The organism is Paenibacillus sp. YSY-4.3 (assembly GCF_054767475.1).
The window spans coordinates 235,330-253,399 of record NZ_BAABMC010000002.1; the positions used below are offsets into that span (position 1 = coordinate 235,330).

10 protein-coding genes are annotated in these 18,070 nt (G+C 55.2%); 3 read left to right on the forward strand and 7 right to left on the reverse strand.

All coding sequences use genetic code 11. The features are described from left to right. Nucleotides 1-20 precede the first annotated feature (20 nt). The 4 genes from ACYUJT_RS08015 to ACYUJT_RS08030 all read right to left on the reverse strand — a co-directional run bounded on the left by ACYUJT_RS08015 (nucleotide 21) and on the right by ACYUJT_RS08030 (nucleotide 9,049). A complete protein-coding gene (locus ACYUJT_RS08015; protein ID WP_460320333.1) occupies nucleotides 21-1,307 on the reverse strand; it encodes a vWA domain-containing protein in 1,287 nt (428 codons plus the stop codon). A 98-nt stretch (nucleotides 1,308-1,405) separates the two neighbouring features. Continuing rightward, the gene (locus ACYUJT_RS08020) at nucleotides 1,406-3,829 is read right to left on the reverse strand and encodes a transcription initiation factor TFIID (protein ID WP_460320336.1); all 2,424 of its coding nucleotides are present in this window, start codon (nucleotides 3,827-3,829) and stop codon (nucleotides 1,406-1,408) included. Further along, a complete protein-coding gene (locus tag ACYUJT_RS08025; protein WP_460320339.1) occupies nucleotides 3,829-7,218 on the reverse strand; it encodes a tubulin-like doman-containing protein in 3,390 nt (1,129 codons plus the stop codon). The genes ACYUJT_RS08020 and ACYUJT_RS08025 overlap by 1 nt, the downstream gene beginning before the upstream one ends. A gap of 19 nt (nucleotides 7,219-7,237) precedes the next feature. Beyond that, on the reverse strand, nucleotides 7,238-9,049 hold the full coding sequence (locus ACYUJT_RS08030; RefSeq protein WP_460320342.1) for a VWA domain-containing protein: 1,812 nt from the start codon (nucleotides 9,047-9,049) through the stop codon (nucleotides 7,238-7,240). A gap of 443 nt (nucleotides 9,050-9,492) precedes the next feature. Between ACYUJT_RS08030 and ACYUJT_RS08035 the strand changes: the two genes are divergently transcribed. After that, nucleotides 9,493-10,443, forward strand: coding sequence for a hypothetical protein (locus ACYUJT_RS08035; protein ID WP_460320345.1), 951 nt, complete (start codon nucleotides 9,493-9,495; stop codon nucleotides 10,441-10,443). Beyond that, nucleotides 10,433-12,250: a hypothetical protein gene (locus tag ACYUJT_RS08040; protein ID WP_460320348.1), complete on the forward strand. Its 1,818-nt coding sequence runs from the start codon at nucleotides 10,433-10,435 to the stop codon at nucleotides 12,248-12,250. The genes ACYUJT_RS08035 and ACYUJT_RS08040 overlap by 11 nt, the downstream gene beginning before the upstream one ends. 1,071 nt (nucleotides 12,251-13,321) lie before the next feature. Here the strand turns inward: ACYUJT_RS08040 and ssuE are convergent. After that, nucleotides 13,322-13,876 carry an NADPH-dependent FMN reductase gene (gene ssuE / locus ACYUJT_RS08045; protein WP_460320350.1) on the reverse strand — a complete coding sequence of 185 codons (555 nt, stop codon included), beginning with the start codon at nucleotides 13,874-13,876 and terminating at the stop codon, nucleotides 13,322-13,324. A gap of 453 nt (nucleotides 13,877-14,329) precedes the next feature. Here ssuE and ACYUJT_RS08050 point away from each other — a divergent pair, with 453 nt between their 5' ends. Continuing rightward, nucleotides 14,330-15,253 carry an SDR family oxidoreductase gene (locus ACYUJT_RS08050; RefSeq protein ID WP_460321577.1) on the forward strand — a complete coding sequence of 308 codons (924 nt, stop codon included), beginning with the start codon at nucleotides 14,330-14,332 and terminating at the stop codon, nucleotides 15,251-15,253. Nucleotides 15,254-15,420: 167 nt separating this feature from the next. Here ACYUJT_RS08050 and ACYUJT_RS08055 read toward each other — a convergent pair whose 3' ends face one another. Together ACYUJT_RS08055 and ACYUJT_RS08060 are read right to left on the reverse strand one after the other, a co-directional pair. Next, nucleotides 15,421-17,106: an NAD(P)H-hydrate dehydratase gene (locus ACYUJT_RS08055; RefSeq protein ID WP_460320353.1), complete on the reverse strand. Its 1,686-nt coding sequence runs from the start codon at nucleotides 17,104-17,106 to the stop codon at nucleotides 15,421-15,423. A gap of 147 nt (nucleotides 17,107-17,253) precedes the next feature. Then, nucleotides 17,254-17,892 carry an NAD(P)-dependent oxidoreductase gene (locus ACYUJT_RS08060; RefSeq protein ID WP_460320356.1) on the reverse strand — a complete coding sequence of 213 codons (639 nt, stop codon included), beginning with the start codon at nucleotides 17,890-17,892 and terminating at the stop codon, nucleotides 17,254-17,256. Nucleotides 17,893-18,070 lie beyond the last annotated feature (178 nt).

Here is an 18,070-nt window from a genome sequence, read left to right on the forward strand (position 1 = left end):
TGCTATGCCCCCTTATGCCTTTAAAATCCTCTGCTGCGCCGATCCCGCGCCGGCTCCGTATATCCCGCAGCCGCATCCCGGACAGCGGCGCCTCTCCGGCGAATGCCGGTGCGTGCTCCGTTCTCGCGCATCGGCACGACGACCGTGAACACCGTCATCACCGCAGCCAGGATCAGGCAGGCCAGCAGCCGCAGCAGTGCATCGCCGACAGACGAGCCGTTCAGGCCGAACTCCAGCAGCAGACCGGCCAGAACACCGGCAACAGCACCGCCGATCGTGAAGCTTTTGGCTAAATAACGGTTATCGAACATGAGGCCAAGTGACAAGCCCATTAGCGCACCGAGCGCCAGAATCAGCACGATTCTCAAGATCATGTAATATGCGCTATGCGCCATCAATCCGGTGCGCTCTGTCACCAGCATACGTTCGTCCAGATTGTCGTAAATTTGCTGGAAGACGAAGGATAGGTTGGCCGCATCCGCTTCATCATAATACCGACCGCCTGTTTGACTCGCGATCTCTTTGAGCAGGGTTGCTCCCTGGGAATTGCCATATCGGCTTAATCCCAGGCCCACTGTATTCACAGCGACTCCCCGGCTCCGATAATCGGCCAGCACTTTCGCCGTGTTCACGTCGCTGAAGCCGTCGGATAGCAGAATCGCCATCGCGCCGTTGGAACTGTTCAGTCCTTTGATCTGCTCCATCCCGGATTCCAGAGCCAGAGCAATATCCGTGCCGAAATTCGTCGGCTCCAGCGCGTCGATCGCGGCGTGCACCTCGCTCTTCACCCCTTGGTCGCGAACGCGGACAAAGGGCTGGATCAGCTCGGGCTGGTCATTGAACACAAGGACCGCCACCTGCTTGCTGCTGTCCATCTGATCCACGAACGATTTAGCCGCCTCATAGCGCAGATCGTCCGGGTCCGTCTCCATCATGCTTCCGGAGTTGTCGATGATGAGCACGATATCCTTCACTGTCTTAGCGCGGCCGACATTCAGCTCATAAATGAATTCAAACGCTGTTCCTGCCAGAAGCAGCATCACGAGTGTAGCCGGAACGAGCAGCTTCCATGAAGTGCCCATATATCTTTGCCGCCAGGATGCGCCGTTCAGCCGCGGAGATATGATTTCCGCAATCAAGCAGAACAGGCCGATCGAAAGAGCGAGAATGCCGAAATAGAGCCCGATGAGCAGAATCCCCGGCAGCCGGCCGGACAGACTGCCCAGCAGCACCTCGCCGATTACGAATCCGACAGCCCCGCCAATGAGGCTGAACAGCACCAACAGCCAGTTAATTTTACGCTGCATACACGTACTTCCTTCCCACAATTTTTATATATATGCCAGACCCCCTCCGGCACGGCTATATCGCCATCCGAGGGAACACAGCAAGTCTACGCAGGCGATTAACGCAGCTTGGGCAGCAAAGCCCGGTCTATTCCGTGAAATTCATAACCGTTCTGCGAATAAGTTTCATAATAGACTTTTCCATTCAGGTAATACATCAAGTCCTCAATATGGAAGCCGCCCATCAGATTGAGCTTCTCCAGGCCGCTGCTTCTTTGTTCATGCACGCAGCCCAGCTTGTAAATCCGCGACGTCTCGTCTGCCTGGAAAATATGGCGCACGAGCTCGCTCGTATAATCGCCGAACACGTACTTCTCCTCGTAGCGGTGCTCCTGCGTGTAATCGTACAAGCGAACCTGGATCGCGGCGTTATCCTCCAGAATGCGGTACAGCTTCTTGAACAGCTCCTCCTTGGTCAGAACCGTTTTGTTGCCGTATTCGACCGTCACATTGGCCCGCTGCAGCAGCTCTTCCTCGAATGTCCGCTTGAATAGCGGCGAGGCCAGAATCGTCTGCTTGCAGACCTCGATCAGCCGATCCGTCAGCCCTTCCGGACCGTTCTCCATCAGCCGGCGCGAGTCGCCGAGAGCTCCCTCGGCAAAGAACGCATGGCGTCCCCGCTTCGCTTCCCACTGCTCCATCAAGTCGGCGGTCACCCGCTCATAATACTCCATGATGTTCTGACCGATATAATCGTCCGCCGTCTTAATGCTTCCAATCGCCGTATCACACAGTTCCCGCTCCAGCGACTCCAGCTGCGCAATCTCCGCACGGTAACGGCCGTGCAGCGCCTGCAGCACATCCTCAAGCTTAGCGATAAGCTTCAGCTGCGTCTCCAGCAGCAGAATGTCCCGCCTGCGGGAATACACATTGTCGAATAAATAGCGGATCAGGCTGCGCAAATTATGCCGGTCCATGAGCGGAACGCGCGGAAAAGACTGCTCCTCCACCCGACCCAGGCGGAACTGCTCCAATTCGGCCTTCGCCGAAGCCAGCAGGAGCTCCGCCTCACGGCGGCTGTTGCGCAGATGGGCGGCAACACCAGCATCCTCGTCGCTGTCGCCCGTCCAGGCGGCCAAAGCATAGATTTGCACGTCCGGCCGCTGTTCAAGCGAACGCGTCACCGCCTGATCGAGCCATTTGGCAGCCTCGAATTCTTTCAAGTGGCGAGCTGCCTCCTCCTCGAAATTGCGGCGGAAGAACGCCTCGCCCCCGCCACCGAACAGCGTCTCCTCCGCCTCCTTCAGCGACAGCTTGCGCACAGCCCCGTAGCTGACATCGTTCGTCATCAGGCCGTGCATTTCGCCAAGGCCTTCTCCGGAAGGCAGCATGCTCGCCGTTGCCCGCTCCAGGGCGGACCCATCCAGGCCGAAGAAGTTCAGCTTCTCGGCGGCAGTCAGCGGCGGCTCCTGCTTCATCCGTTCCAGCAAACCGCGGTAGAAGTGATAGAGTACGGCAAGGGCGATGGACTGGTTCGGCCGTTTCACTCGGGATAACCCGGCGGAAACTAAGCCCTGGCGCCCCGATTCCGTCATGATATTGTTCTTGAACGAAGTATTATTGTAAGCCGGGTTGTTCGCCCCCCAGGCCTGTTCCTTCTGATGCCTGTTCTTCAGCAGGCTGATATGCGAGATGATCTCGTAGCAGCTCTGCATGCCGTTCAATGAAGCGATTCCCCGCTCATCCCGATCCGAGAGCAAATAGACGAGATCGAACAGCGGGGACGGCGAATGGGTTACCGGAATCGAGATGCCGTCTTCCGTCACGTGTAGCGGTGCGCTGAACTCGTAATTCGAATCCTGCATCAGCTCCAGCTCGCGGAGAAACGCTACGCCCAGCGAACTGCTGTAACCGAAAGCCTCCGCACCCTCGCGCTCGCTAATCAAGGCATATAGATCAAGCTGCACCGCCTTGAACGACTGCCGGAATATCGCTTCAGCAAGAAGCGTGATTTCCGGGACAAACACATTAAGCGGGTCATCGACCCGCGTAATGATCGAGAGGCGAACCCGGTCAAAGGACGGGTACAGCCTCCCATACTCGGCGAGAGCACCGCTGGCCTGCCGCAACACCCGGTTCAGCGCCGGCAGGCTCCCGGCCTCCTCATAGAACTGCCGATAGATGTCGCGGCGCGCGGCAGGCGCAGCCGAGCCCTCCTCTACCGTGACCGGGACGCGGTAGTGAAGCATGCGGGCCGAGGAAGGAGCGCCGGGCTCGTTCGAGCCGGCCCCTCCCTGTATCCCCGCCGTACCGGCGGCAGGATCACCCTCCGCCCCAACGTGAATGTAGATCAGGCCCTCGCTGTTCTCCCATTTCTTCTCGTTCATCAGCATGATTGGCTCAATGGCCTCTTTGCTTTTGTCGCCTATAAATAGAAATACCGCGGGATAATGAATACTGCTCTGGTCGTCGCCCAGGCCTGTGCTGCGCTCCTCCGCCCGGTCATAGGCAGCGGCGAATTGCTCCAGCTTCTGCCTGATCATTATTTCAACCTTCTGCGAATGTCGTTCAGCTTCGCGGCGACCTGTCTGTAGAACTGGTACATCTCTTCCCCGTTAGCCAGCTCCACCTTCTCGTATTCCAGCGAGTCCCGCCCCTCCTGGAATCGTTCGGCCAGCTCATCCAGCGTCTCCAGCAGCGGCTGGATATCCTCGCTCGCCGTCAGCTCCGCGTCGCGGCGCGATGCCTTGCGCATCAAGGTGCTGCGGTTCTTCTCATCCAAGCCGCGGAAATGAGTGAACACTTCGAATTCCACATAATTGCGGCTCTTCATCAAATTAGCGAACGGCTCCCACGCCTCTTCCTCTGGATCGCGGTCGTAGACGTAGAGTGCGCCTTTTTTCGTAATCGTGCTGGTGTAGATCGCCTCAATGAACTGCTCCAGCCACTTCTCCTCGTCCTGATGCTGCTCCAGCACCGCATCGAGCTTCGCGGCCATCGCCGCAATCCCGTCGTACTTGGCGATCTCCTGCCGCACGCGAGCGATCAGCTCCGGCGTGCGGATCAGGTTCTCCTTGGCCAGATCCTCGTTGATGCTGCCGAAAATGTCCTTGTCGTTCTCTTGCGGCAGCCCTTCGGCCAGCAGGCGTCTGAGCTCGACCACGGCACGCTTCACTTCGCCCAAATTCGGCTTCGGTGCGTCCAGGCGCATATCATAGGCAGCCAGCGTGCTCTCCAAATCGAACGGCTTCGTAAACACCGCGGAATAGCGGTTGCTCGTATTGTGATCAACGTCTTTTTCCACGATAACCTTCAGCTCAAGCGCCTTGGCAAACTCCTCGCGCACGCGCGAGTTATAGCTCTGCACCCGCGAGTTGAAGTACGTATCGCCCCATGATTTCTCCGGGATCGGCGAAGGCAGGTACGTCCAGTTGTTCTTGTCCGTCTGCACCAGATGGCGCCCGATTCCTTCCTTGTCGAGAATCGTCCGCTCATAGCTCTCCTCGTACACCTTCAGCGGCGTATAGACGAACAATGGCACCCCGTTGCGCGTGTTCAGCCAGAAAATCCGGTTCTTCACTTCGCTTTCCTTGACCGTGAAATGCGATTTGCCAACCGCGTTGTTCTGGTAGTTGCGGATCCCTTTGAGAATGCTCGGCGCCTGCACCGGAACCGATACGAAGCCCCAGGACGGGAAATGCAGATTGCCCGTGCTGTTCGATAGATGGAAGACCGGAACAGCTTCCTCATCCAGCTTGTTAGCAATAAAGCGCTCGACGAACTTCTCAATCGACTCGTCCTGCCCGTATTTGATGACCAGGAAATCCTCCATCGACTTTGTAATCAGATCGCCGAATTTCTCGCTCAGGAAGTCGGAGATGGAGCTGACGATATCGATCTCCTGCTCCTTCACCCATTGGTTCGAATTGTTCAGCAGCTCAAGTGAGAAGTCGCGGATCAGGTCGTCGACATCTTTTTTGTCCATGATGCTGCTAACGACCTTGGAAATATCCGGCACGCTGACAATATTCCAGTAGTACGTTTTGTTTCCTTTATGATCGATCTGCTCCTCGCCGCTTGTCAGGATGTCCCCGTTTTTGGCAAAAATCGAGCTCAGCGCGTTCAGAATTTCCGTAAACACGCTGTAAATCCGGTTATTCTCCTGATTCAGCAGCTGGTACAAGTCCTCGTAGAATTCAATCATTTGCTCCGTGCGCTCAACGTCCGCATGCAGCCAATATTCATGAATTTTCGCTTCGATATAAGCGTTCTTCTTCTTCTCCTTGGAGACGAATGCGCTCTTCGCGTCGCCCAGCTTCTCGTGCGCCTGATCCTGCGCCGCCTCGATGTCGCGCGGAATGCGCAGCAGGTTCTCACGCAGCGTCTCGATGTAGGACAGAAGCATTTTCAGCAGGCAGAAGCCTTTTTCCGTGTATATCAAACGGGACACATAGAACGGACCTTGCTCCGGATGGAGGAACAAGCGGCGGATCTGCTCGCTGAACTGCTCTAACACCTCGCCAGGCAGTTGTTTCTTCGCCTTGATGTATTCCTCCCTCGCCCGGGCCAGGAAGGTCTGCTCCAGCTCCGTGTCCATGTTCACGACCTGGGATTTCACCACGTTGGCGAAGCTCAGCCGCTCACTGTTCTCGTAGCCAGGCAGCGGCTCGGGAACGCGGGACTCGAACGTCTTGATCATACTCTCGAGGTCGATGCCCAGCTTGCGGGCAAACGTCTCGACGTTCTCCTGGCTCGGCGCATGCTGGAACATTTTCTCCATTTTGCCGAACAGCCGGTATGCCAAATACGTCGTCATTTCCTCGATCGGCAGCACCGCGGAGGACGCCCCGATAATGTTGTATTCATAGTTCGCCGGGTACATCTTGTTCATTTGCGCGATGTTCGTACGAATATTGCTGATATAGTCATGGATCGCGAATTCCTCGCCGGACTGCTTCTCTTCGCTCGCCATAAAGTTCGTAATGTTCTCGGCGGTTACGTTCATGCAGTAGTCATAAGCGTTTTCCAGCAGCTTGCCCTCGGTATTCGTCGCTGAGATCAAGTGGCACAGATTGAACGGCGGCAGCGGGGAATTAACGGTCAGAATGTTGCCGTACTGCTGCTTGAACCGCTCTCCGCGGCTGTCCACGTTCATCCAGTAATCGAGCTCTTTCAGCGCCGCATAGCCGTTCTTCTTGATGTACTCGCGCGTATGCTCGCTTAAGCTCTTGTTGGACAGGTTGATATCTGGCGTGAACAAGTAACCAAGCGTATTCACCCGGTCGATCCCGGCCGAACCGTGATCGCGCTCGATGATGCCGCGCACGATATAGGCGATGTCGAGGAAGCAGCCGCTTCCCGTTCCGCCGGACAAGCCGGTCAGCAGGAATACCATCAGCTTCTTGTTCGTGCCTACTGACAGCGTTTTGATTTTCTTATCGATCGCCTGCACGACCTGATTGATCTTGGTGAACAACAGCAGCCGCCCGGCCTGCCGCACGCCCGCCGCCCCGTTCATGCCGTCGGTGATGCTGAGCTCCGGGGACAGCCAATCGGTAATATACGGCTCCAAAATGCTCCGGTTCTGCAGCAGCCCGCCGATTTCCGGGTTGGACAGCAGGACGAATTCATTAATCGGGTCGAGCCCGATTCCTTTATAACGTTTCGTACGATCCTGCTCGTTCGTCTCGAACGCCAGGAATTCCACGTTGTCGGGCTTCTCGCGCTTCTTCTTGGACAACGGGTCCTCCGGCAGCTTGAAGCGGCGGTTAATCTGATATTTCAAGCGAAGCAAAGCATCGATCCCCGTGCCGCCCAGGCCGATGATGAGGATTGGATTGTCGATCGTATCGACGCGGATTTTATCGCTGACGATGCCTCCGCCTAGCGATACGTCTAATTGCTGAATATGCTCTCTGACTATCGGTTTCATATACGTTTCCCCCTCAAATTTATACCAGGTACTCTATGAAAATTGTCTTATCCATATGCTGCAGCGGCAGCGTAATTCGGTCTCCGCTCTTCAGCTCCAGTCCCGCGCTCGCATCTACGACCCGTCCGGACTTCTCGACCGTGGCAGCCGAACCGTTGCGCAGAGTAATCCGGTCTCCCTTCGCCGGGGTGAAGACGATTTTCTCCGTCTCCTTCAGCTCCGGCGCAAGCTGCAGCAACTGATGCAAATTGAACTTGCCCTTGAAGGCCGTCAATTTCTTATATTGTGGGAACGACTTCTCGTGCGTATTCTCATCGCGGATTTCGATGACGATTTGCCCGACGAAACCGCGGTTCGCTTTTTTCACGGCTGTAGTAATGAAATAAGCGGCTGCCGCGAGAACAGCTGCGGCTATGGCTGAGATGACGACGGTAAGCCACGGAAACGGCTTCTCTTCCTCAGGGGCCGCTGGCGCTGTCGGCTTCGTCGCCGCCGCTCCCCCGGAAGCAGCTTTGGCGCTGATCGTCACCGGCTCAGACTCCCGGTAGAAGCTGCGCTCCTCGGCGCGCACCTTCAGCTCATAATCATGGGCTTCGGGAATTTCGAACGTTCCCTCGAATTTATCGCCCGTGTTGTTCAGCTTGATTTCCTCCGTCTTGCCGCTGTCCAGATCCTTCGCAAGCAGCACGGCGTTCATGTTCTTGTACAGCTCGGCAGTTTGAAGCTTCTGGCCGTTGCTCGTCAGGTATGCTCCGATCTGCACCTTGTCGCCGGGCTTATGGCTTCCCGCCGAAATCGGCTCCATCTCCAGCTCCAAATCGTAGTTGAAGACGAGATTGATGTCGATTTTATCCTTGGACGCTCCCTTGACTCGCAGCTTCCAATCGCCCTCGGCCGGACTCAGCAGCTTAATGAGGGAATAGCTCTTCGACTTGGACAGCAGGACATCATCCGACGGAACCGCTATTTTGTCCCCTGCAGGGTTCACCAGCTCCGTCTCAACCGGCTGCGACGACATGATCGAAATGTTGGCTTCGAGCACGTTCGCATTCGGCACGTTGACCGTAACCTCCTGGAAACTGCCCGTGCCCGTCATGCTCTGGATCGGGACGATCTTCAGCTTCAGGTGGCTGGCGAATATTTCGCTAAGTATACGCGGAAGGTCATCCGCTGTGCTGGTCGAGAAGGACTTGGCGGCTGTCTGGTTCGCCAGGTCTTCTAGCGGCGCTTTGTTCAGCTTGCCATCGGCATTCAGCCCGATCGTATAGATCGGAATGCCGGCTGCCTTCGCTTCCTCGACCGCTTGATTCAGCTCTTTGTCGGATGCGCTCTGCGTACGCCCGGAGCTTTTGTTGAAATCATTGTTGCCGTCCGCAAGCAGGACGATCATCGGCTCGTGGCTCGGGTCGGAGCCTTTTTGCAGCACCTTGACCGCTTCCTTAATTCCCACTGCGATATCGGTGTACGGCCCCCTGTCGAGTCCGTCGATGAAATCCTTTAAATCCTGCTTATCCTCGGGGGCTTTGATCTCAAGCAGCGCCTTCTCCCGCTGGATTTTGTCCGTATAGGCGATAATACCTACTTTATCCCCCTTCGCGGACAGCATGTCGATGAACATCTTCATCGCTTCGTTGCCGACTTTATTCGAGTCGCTCGTCTTCATGGAGTTGCTGACGTCAATGACGAGCACCGCATCGATTCGCGAGCCGGGCTGACTCCCCTGCGCTGACGGCGCCGCCCCGTAAATCTCGGAGCCCAGCGTAGAAACGAGTAACCAAAAGACCATGAAAGCCGTTAATATACGTAAAGACTGCTTATAACGCTTTTGCATAATCGTGCTCCTTTATTCTGGTTTCAATAGTATAATTGTACTAGAGCTTTATCTACGATGTATAGTTTTCAAGCGGAGCTGAATAATTCTATAATCGCAAGAAAAATTACCGCTAATCGCGGTCTGGCCACCTTGAACTACATCGATCATTTTTCTTATTGTAATCAATATTCCTTAAAAAAAGGTTAAGAGGTTGAGAAGATTCTTCCCTATGTTTCGTCAAAATCTACCAAGCCTAGCGTTGTCCATATGATATAATTAATACCTTCATAATTCAATTACGAAAGGAAGCCGCATATGGTTACATACGGATGCCTGACCCTTTTGTTTCTATTTGCCATCGTTAAGTCCGTACTCTATTACACGCGCAGGGGTCATATCGTTGCCCCCCAAGAACTTGACGCACAATTGCTGCAGCTTATTAACCATGAAGAGAGAGTGTCATGAAAAAGAAAAATATTGTACTGCGCCCTCCAATAAAAACGAAATATGCCTATGAAAAGTTAAGATGCTGCAAAAATTGCCATAACTATACCGCACTTATGGAAGAGAACTGCACGATCTGCGGCAAATCGGCGCTGCTTCCCGTTCAGGAACTGGCGCTGCGCGCGGCGAAGCGCTCCTTGAGCAATGATCTGCTGCTCACCCTCCTGCTGACGTTGATCGCGGTCGTATTCAGCCCTACTTTTCAGTTTATCGCGATTTCGGCGGTCTCCGGAGCTGCGCTTATGGCCCTTCTCCTATTCGTGCGGCGCAAGGCGCTGGCGAGCCGAACTTCCATCGAGCTAAGCAAAATGTTCGTCCGCGATCGGGATCGCATCACAAACGGTCTCGTACGCAATCTGGACATCGCTGCCGCGCAGGAGAACGAGGCGCGTTCCTATGAATTGATGCGTGAAGTCGCCGTCCTCATTCGCAACGACCATATTCGCAAGCTGCAAATCTTTCTCCTGCAATCCCTTGTGCTGCGCAAGGATATGGATCTGGAGCTGGAGTCGCTGCTGCTCGAGGATTTCGACCCCGAGCTGGCTTCCTACATCGGCGAGCTGGCCAAAATCAAGCGAGAGCTTATTAAAGACCGGACCTTCCAATATGTTATCAAATACGAACAGCAAATTACGGCGATGGAGCACGGGGCTGACATCCTCGCCGGAGTAGCGGGTGCAGCGGTAAGAATGAAGCGCTACGTGCTGGCCTATGCCGGATTCTTGGCCCGTTACGCCCGCAAGCTGCCCAAGGACCGGTTTCTCCGACTGTACCGCATCGTCACGGAGAATCCTGATTTAAACTGGGGAGCCTTAAAAGCGGAGACAGCACGGATCTATGAGGAGAAATACCAGTGGGATGCCGATTTTCAACAAATAAAGCCGAGGTCTAACATCCATGACGTATAAAAAATGGTTAACCCTGCATCATCTGCTCATTTTATTATGTGTATTAATGATTCCGTTGCTAATATACAAAGGAATTGGAATTTCCCAGAAGCTCAGTACGATCGATCAAGCGGAAGCCTTATATGAGGAAAAAAATCTGATCGACTCCGAGACCTTGTATCAGAAGGCTTGGAGCAATAAGACGATTCGATATAAAGAGGAACTCATCTCCTCCCGGCTCGAAGAGCTGGCGCCGATCACGGCTATGAAGGAAATCCTGTCTGACATCCTAAGCCAAGCATCCTCGGCGGCACGGGCAGACGATTTCGAACACCTAATGGACGCCTATGCCGGCCTTCAACAGGTCCGCAGCAGCTATATGACACCCGAAGGACCTTACAGCGATTACTATAAACAGGTCTCTGAGCATTACGGCATTTCGCAAAGCTTCATGGATTATTTCAAACAATTCCGCACAGCTCTGCTGGAGGAGCCTAAACGTAATTTAGAGCATGGCAATTATGATGATGAATCGTTCAAGTGGAAGCTGCTGCGCATGCCCGCCCACTTTTTCGGAACGGAGCAGGATTGGCTTGCTCAACTGAATGAGCTATTCCAGCAATATGATGAAACCAAACTGGAGCGGATCACATCGAGCGGTTATATCGAGGCCATGCTGCAGAACGCTTCGTCCATGGTGGAGCAATACGAAGCCCATCAGCATGATGCACCGTGGGTTATAGCCAAGACGGACGGATTGATGGATTCCCTGCTGAAAAAAGATTGGGACAACAACGATTACGCCGCCTTTGCCCTGCACTCCCGCCAATTCGAGACATTCGCCAGCTCCGCGAGCCCGCGTTCCAAGGTGCTTGCCTATGCCAAGAACGGGATCGACAAGCTGCTCCGCTCCGCTAAAAAAAGCACGGCCAGCGGAAATTATCAGGAAGCGATCGACCTGTATACGGCGCTCGGCAATTACCAGAATACCAAAGCGGAAATCCGTGCGACCGAGCTGGCCTGGGTAGCCGCCGAACCTGTTCGGCTTCTGCCGGTTTCCGGCGACGGGGAGAGCTATAAGCACGTCGCGGGCGGCACGAAAAAGTTCGGCTCGAGCGTTTACGTCGCCGCGATCGACGCGGGCAACCAGTTATTTTTCGGCCGGATGAACAGCGAAGAAAGCGTGCAAATCTTATCAAATCCCGACTTGCCCACCCATGCAGAAATCCGCAGTCTGCGCATCGACCCGGTTTTAAGCACCTCTAGCACCCCTGTCGTGGTTATCGAATCGGACTCGGCTGCGCGCGAAACGCTTTATACCGCTTTCGAAGTGCTGGAGGATCGCATCAAACTGATGTTTTCAATCGAAGCGGACGACTTGATCGTTCAGTATGACGACACGCTGCATGTCGTGAATCCGTTTGGTGAAGGCGAGGGCGAAACGGCCATATATGTCCGTTACGGTGATCACTTTGAGTTTACCGGAGTCAAGCAAACTTACGTAGATATTTCCGCCGATAACGTCGCCTACTATCCCGGCGCCCTTGTCCGTTTCACCAGCACCGTCACTTCCCCAGGAACCGGAGAAGTTCTCGCCTTCGGCGAGAATAGCTATCTCATCCTGCAGGGCGATTTCACCTTCTATGAAGGAGAAGCCACAGTCACTGGACGATTCACGCATTACACCGAGCATTATATGGAATCCCAGGAGAGCGGGACAGTCGAAGAGCAGTTCATCAGTTCGCCTGATGACTCCATCATCGTAGGCCAGCCTGCAGGACGATATATACGTATTCCCGTCGTCAAGGTGGAGTCCGTGAAGCAGTAAGAGGGTGAATAGAATGTGGGAGCTCGAGGTGGTTAGCGTGCTAATAGTGTGCAGTATGCTGGCAAGGCTCAGTATCTTCAGAACAGTCAAATTGCTCGGGGTGGCTTGAAGTAGGCAGGATGCTCGAGATGGGGCTGTATGCTCGGAGTGGGGCTGTATGCTCGGAGTAATCAGTTATTCGAAGTGGTTACTGTATGCTTGGGACTGTTGGAATATACGCGGAGTGCCTGGTTTGCTGCAAAAGTACATCAGTTTAGATGGATTCTTCTTATGTTGATCAAGATTGATGCGAAAATGCAGGAATTCCTCCGAATTTGCTTCATATCGGCCAATAATGAAGGAAAATACTGCACTATTGCAGGAATCTTCCCTATTTTCCTCCTCCGGTGAAAAAAATCCTGCACTATTGCATCATTTTTGCAATTTCAACAAACTCAAAAAGAGCTCTAAATCGTTCATTACTAATGATTTAGAGCTTTTTTAACTTTAGCTTGCTGGAATTTTACTTTAGGGATGCATGTTGGATGCGCCGTTTAGTCTCCTCGATTAGTTCGGTCACTATTCTTGAGGTGGGGCTGTATGCCTGAGTGAGTCAGCATGCTCGAGGCGGGACAGTATGTTCGGAGTGAGTTAGCATGCTCGAGGCGGAGCTGTATGCTTGGAGTGAGTCAGCATGCTCGAGGCGGAGCTGTATGCTTGGAGTGAGTCAGCATGCTCGAGGCGGGACAGTATGTTCGGAGTTATCAGTTATTCGAAGTGGTAACTGTATGCTCGGGACTGTTGGAATATACGCGGAGTGGCCTGGTTTGCTTAAAGTACATCATTTCAAAAGGATTCTTCCTTAATTGATAAAAATTGATGCGATAGTACAGGAATTCCTCCGAATTTGCTTCATATCGGCCAATAACGAAGGAAAATACTGCACTATTGCAGGAATCTTCCCTATTTTCCTCCTCTGATGAAAAAAATCCTGCACTTTTGCATCATTTTTGCGGTTTCAACAAACCAAAAAAAACTCTAAATCGTTCATTACGAATGATTTAGAGCTTTTTTAACTTTAGCTTGCTTGGCCTACTTCAAGGCTGCGTATTGGATGCGCCGCTTGGTCTCCTCGACCAATTCGGCTACGTTGTCCTCCAACCGCGTAACCAGTTCCTCGTTGATGTTGAAGCCGCCTTGATCCGTGCGGGCGATGTAGGCATCAACTGCGTATACTCCGCCCAAAATATGGCGCGCGCCCAGGGCCGATAACACCGGCTTAAGCGAATAGTCGATCGACAGCAGATGCGCAAGGCTTCCGCCGATAAAGAGCGGCAGGATGATTTTGCCGGCCAGGCCTTTTTCCGGGACAAGGTCCAGGAATGTCTTCAGCACTCCCGTGTAGGACGCCTTGTACACCGGGCTGGCGATAATGACGGCGTCCGCTTCGGCCACAAGCCCGTTCGCCTTCACGATCGCTTCGCTCTCGAACTTCGTATGGATGAGATCTTCCGGAGGAAGCTCGCCCACATTGACATGATTAACTTCAAAATCCTGCTTGCGCAGCAGCTCATCCGCCAGTCCGATCATCGCCGTTAGACGTGAGCCGGGCGTGGGGCTGCCGTTAATAATCGTTACCTTTGGCATATCTATATTCTCCTTTGCTTAGGTTCATTGTCACTCGCTATATACTATCATAGCTAATTTTTCCGTTGCGATCTAATCTGCCGTTGCGAGCTTCAATTGATCTAATTCCGACCAAACAACTCCACTTTATGAAAAATGCTATCAATTTTTACGTCAAAAGTCAATCATCGGCACTCTTATCTAGGCATATGCATACTCATACTCCAGAGGAATTATTATGATTAATTTTTGGAGGTTTTGCGGTTGAACCCGATGAATCCAACGAGCTCCATGCATTCAGCGCATTCAATGCACCCAATGCATCCAATGAGTTCAATAAATCCCATAAGCCCAGTAAACCCGGTTTTCCCTATGCATCCGAACGCCCCCATAGCGTTGCACGGCCCGTCGCACGGTCACAAAGACTTTGTGCATCCCGCAGGCCATGAGCTTTCCACGATGCCAGGACACCACATGCATCCTTACCCGGGAGACAACGGCAACCCCGTTTATCCGTATTATGCCAAGGAAACGGTATGCAAAGAACAACCCATCGCCTTCCCGCCCCAGCATCAGCCGTTTCAGCCTGGCCTGGAAAGCTTGATGCATCCCCGCCCGATCTCGGAAAATCCGAACTACCACGGCAGCTGCAAGCTGAAGGGCAAAGTTGCCATTATCACTGGCGGTGACAGCGGCATCGGCCGGGCCGTCGCGATCGCTTTTGCCAAAGAAGGAGCGGACGTCGTGATCCCCTACTTGTGGGAAACCTCGGACGCCCTGGAGACCAAAGCCCGTGTTGAAGCGCTCGGCCAATGCTGTCTCCCCATCAAAATCGATCTGCGATTCAAGCAAAATTGCGAAGCCGTCGTCCGTGACACGATCTCTACCTTTGGCCGGCTCGATATTCTGGTCAACAATCACGGCGTACAATATCCTCAGCAAAGCATTGCTGATATTTCAGAGCAGCAGCTTTATCAGACTTTTCAAACGAATATTTTTCCGTTTTTCTTTATGGTTCAGGCCGCATTGCCCCATTTGTGCCGAGGCAGCTCGATTATTAACACCGCCTCCATCACGGCTTATCAAGGCCATAAGACATTGATCGATTATTCATCGACCAAAGGAGCGATCGTCTCGTTCACGCGCTCCCTGTCGCTCTCGCTGATCGACTGCGGCATTCGCGTTAACGCCGTGGCCCCGGGCTCGACCTGGACGCCGCTCATTGCCTCCAGCTTCAGCGCAGAGGAGGTCTCCGTCTTCGGTACGGATGCGCCCATCAAACGTGCGGCTCAGCCGTATGAGCTGGCTCCCGCCTATGTATACCTCGCCAGCAGCGATTCCAGCTTCGTCACCGGAGAAGTCGTGCACGTGAACGGCGGAGCGATGGTTACGACGTAAAATTGCGGCATTCCCCAATGTGGCTGACCACCCTCATGTGGCGCCAATTGACTGCGAGCAGGGGTACTTCATAAGTCGGACTTCCCCCGAGCGAAAAGCTCTGGCATCCGCGTTACGCGAGATCCTTCCGGTGCGTATACCTGTGCATATAGCAGTGCCAACAAGCGCTACAACGCCTCGATGATGTCTCCGGCAAGCAGGGAGCCGGATGTCCATCGCGCCAAGGCGGCGCGCTCTCCGGCCAGGCCGTGCAGGTAGACGCCCAGCGCAGCGGCTTGAATCCCGCTCAGGCCTTGGGCCAGCAGTGAGGCGATGATGCCGGTGAGCACATCGCCGCTGCCTCCGGTCGCCATCCCGGGGTGACCGGTGGTGTTGACGTAGACGCGGCCGCCAGGGTCCGCAACGACCGTGCGGGCCCCTTTGAGCACCAGCGTCACGCCGTACTGCGCGGCGAAGCGGCGCGCCAGGCCGAGGCGGTCCCGCTGGACCTCGGCCGTGCTCAGCCCGGCGAGCCGGGCCATTTCGCCGGGATGCGGCGTCAGCACCGTCGCCGCGTCCCGGCGCTGCCACGCTGCCAGGCCTCCGGCCGCAGCGAGGATGTTCAGGGCATCCGCGTCCACGACAAGTGGACGGGGGATGCCCTCCCACAGGGCGCGCAGGAAGCCCGCCTCGCCCGGGAAGCGGCCAAGCCCCGGGCCGACGGCGAGCACATCGCGCGCCTGCATGAGCCGCAGCACTTCGTCTGCGGCGGCCTCGCTCCACGCCCCGTTCCCGTCATCGGGAACCGGGGCGGTCATGAGCTCGGGCACGGCGCCTGCCGCGTGCGGCAGCAGCGTCGCCGGCAGCGCCCACGTGGCCAGCCCGCAGCCGGCGCGCAGCGCGGCCTTGGCCGAGAGCAGCGCCGCGCCGCTCATCGGCAGGCTGCCTGCGGCCAGCAGCACGTGCCCGTACGTGCCCTTGTGGCCGTCCGCCCGGCGGGGACGGTCCACGCTAACGCCGAGCTCGCTCTGCAGCGAGGCCGCGGTCAACAGCTGCCCCGCCCCGGGCACATGCGGCGGCAATGCAGCCGGGATGCCGATATAGCGCACCACGACCTCCCCGGCCGCCTCCGCTCCCGGATATTGAGTCAGCCCCGCCTTCATAAAGGCCAGGCTAACCGTCTTCCGGGCCAGGATGCATGGGTCGTGCAAGCCGCCCGTATCGGCGTCCATACCGCTCGGGATGTCTGCCGCGATGATCGGCAGACCGCTTCCATTCGCTTCGCGGATCAGGGAAGCGTAAGCCCCTCGCGGAGCCCCTTTTGCGCCCGTGCCGAGCAGCGCGTCGACGATCCCGGTGCAGCCGGAGAAAGTCCCGGCCTCACCGGGCGTGTACACCGATCGCGGCAGGCCCAGCCTCTCCGCAATCGCATGCTGCGCCGCCGCATCCCCGCGAAGCGATTCTGGCGGCTCCGCATAGAGCAGGCGGACGTCCAGACCCGCGTCCGCCAAGTGACGGGCACAGACCAACCCGTCGCCCCCGTTGTTGCCTTTGCCAATCAGGATCAGCCAACGCTCCCCCGCCAGCGTCTCTCCACCACCTAAATCCGAGCGCACCGCCTCCTGGAAGGTTTGGTAAGCTAGCGTGGCATCCTTAGCATCCGCCGGTTGCTTCTGCCCATTCCACCCCCATGCGGCGTGCTGCACCGGTTGACAGCTATCGGTTGTACGCAGGCTTTTGTCCCGGCAATAAGCCAGCACCTCCTCGGCAATGGCTCGCCCGGCGTTTTCCATTAATACCATCGCTGGAATGCCCAGCATATTTATCGTGTACTGATCGATCTCCCTCATCTGTTCCGAAGTAACCAGTTGCATTGCATATTCCCCCCGCCTGCTAGCCTGCCTTATTACTTTTCATCATAGGCTTCTCCGCAACATCCTGCTTTATTGCTTACATCATAGGCACCCACACGCCTCCCTGCCAATCCCTAATTCTTGTTCATTTCGCTTCACTAATCTGAACTAATACGCTACTGTAAATCTTGCCTCGGGGAACTGCGGGTCTTCGGCTTCATCCAGCAAAGCTACAGCATAGTCCTCGACCGAGATGTGGCTCTGATCCCTTTCGTCCGTAACCAAACGGTTCAAGCCAATCCGGAATTGCCCTGTTCGTTTTCCCGGCTCGATGACAGCTGCCGGACTTAATACCGTCCACAGCAGATCGGAGGCTTTGTATACGTGATAGGCTTCCTCATGCGCTCTCGCTAAAGGACGGATCTCCTCCGGAAATTCCGGGGTAGCCATCAACTGGACGCCCTGCTCCGTTTCCAGCCCTCCGGCTCCGCCCACGACGATCAAACGGCGGACTCCTCCCCGCTTTACACCCTCTACCAAGGACCGGGCCGCTTCCGGCAGCTCGTCCTCCTGGCCGAACTGCGGGCCGTAAGCGCTAATGACAAGATCTTTCCCCTCTACGGCCTGTGCAATCGATTCAGGCATCAAAATATCCCCGGTCAACAGATGAAGCCTCTCCTGCCCCGCTTCACCCTCAAGCTTGGATGTATTGCGAACGACGGCGCTCACCTCATGCCCGCGCCGCAGCGCCTCCGCCAAAATAGCCTTGCCGATCGTACCTGTACTGCCGTAAATGACGATTTTCATTCCGAACGCCTTCTCTCTTCTGATTTTGATGATGCTTTTTATTATAATTATCACAAACCGCCTCGGATCAAACGTCGCAGGCGATCCTGGACAACAAAAAAAGCCTCTTCCAGGTGCATAGGAGCTGACCACGCCCTCGATTGCGAGATAAAGTCAGTCCCCGACTTTGCGGAAAAGG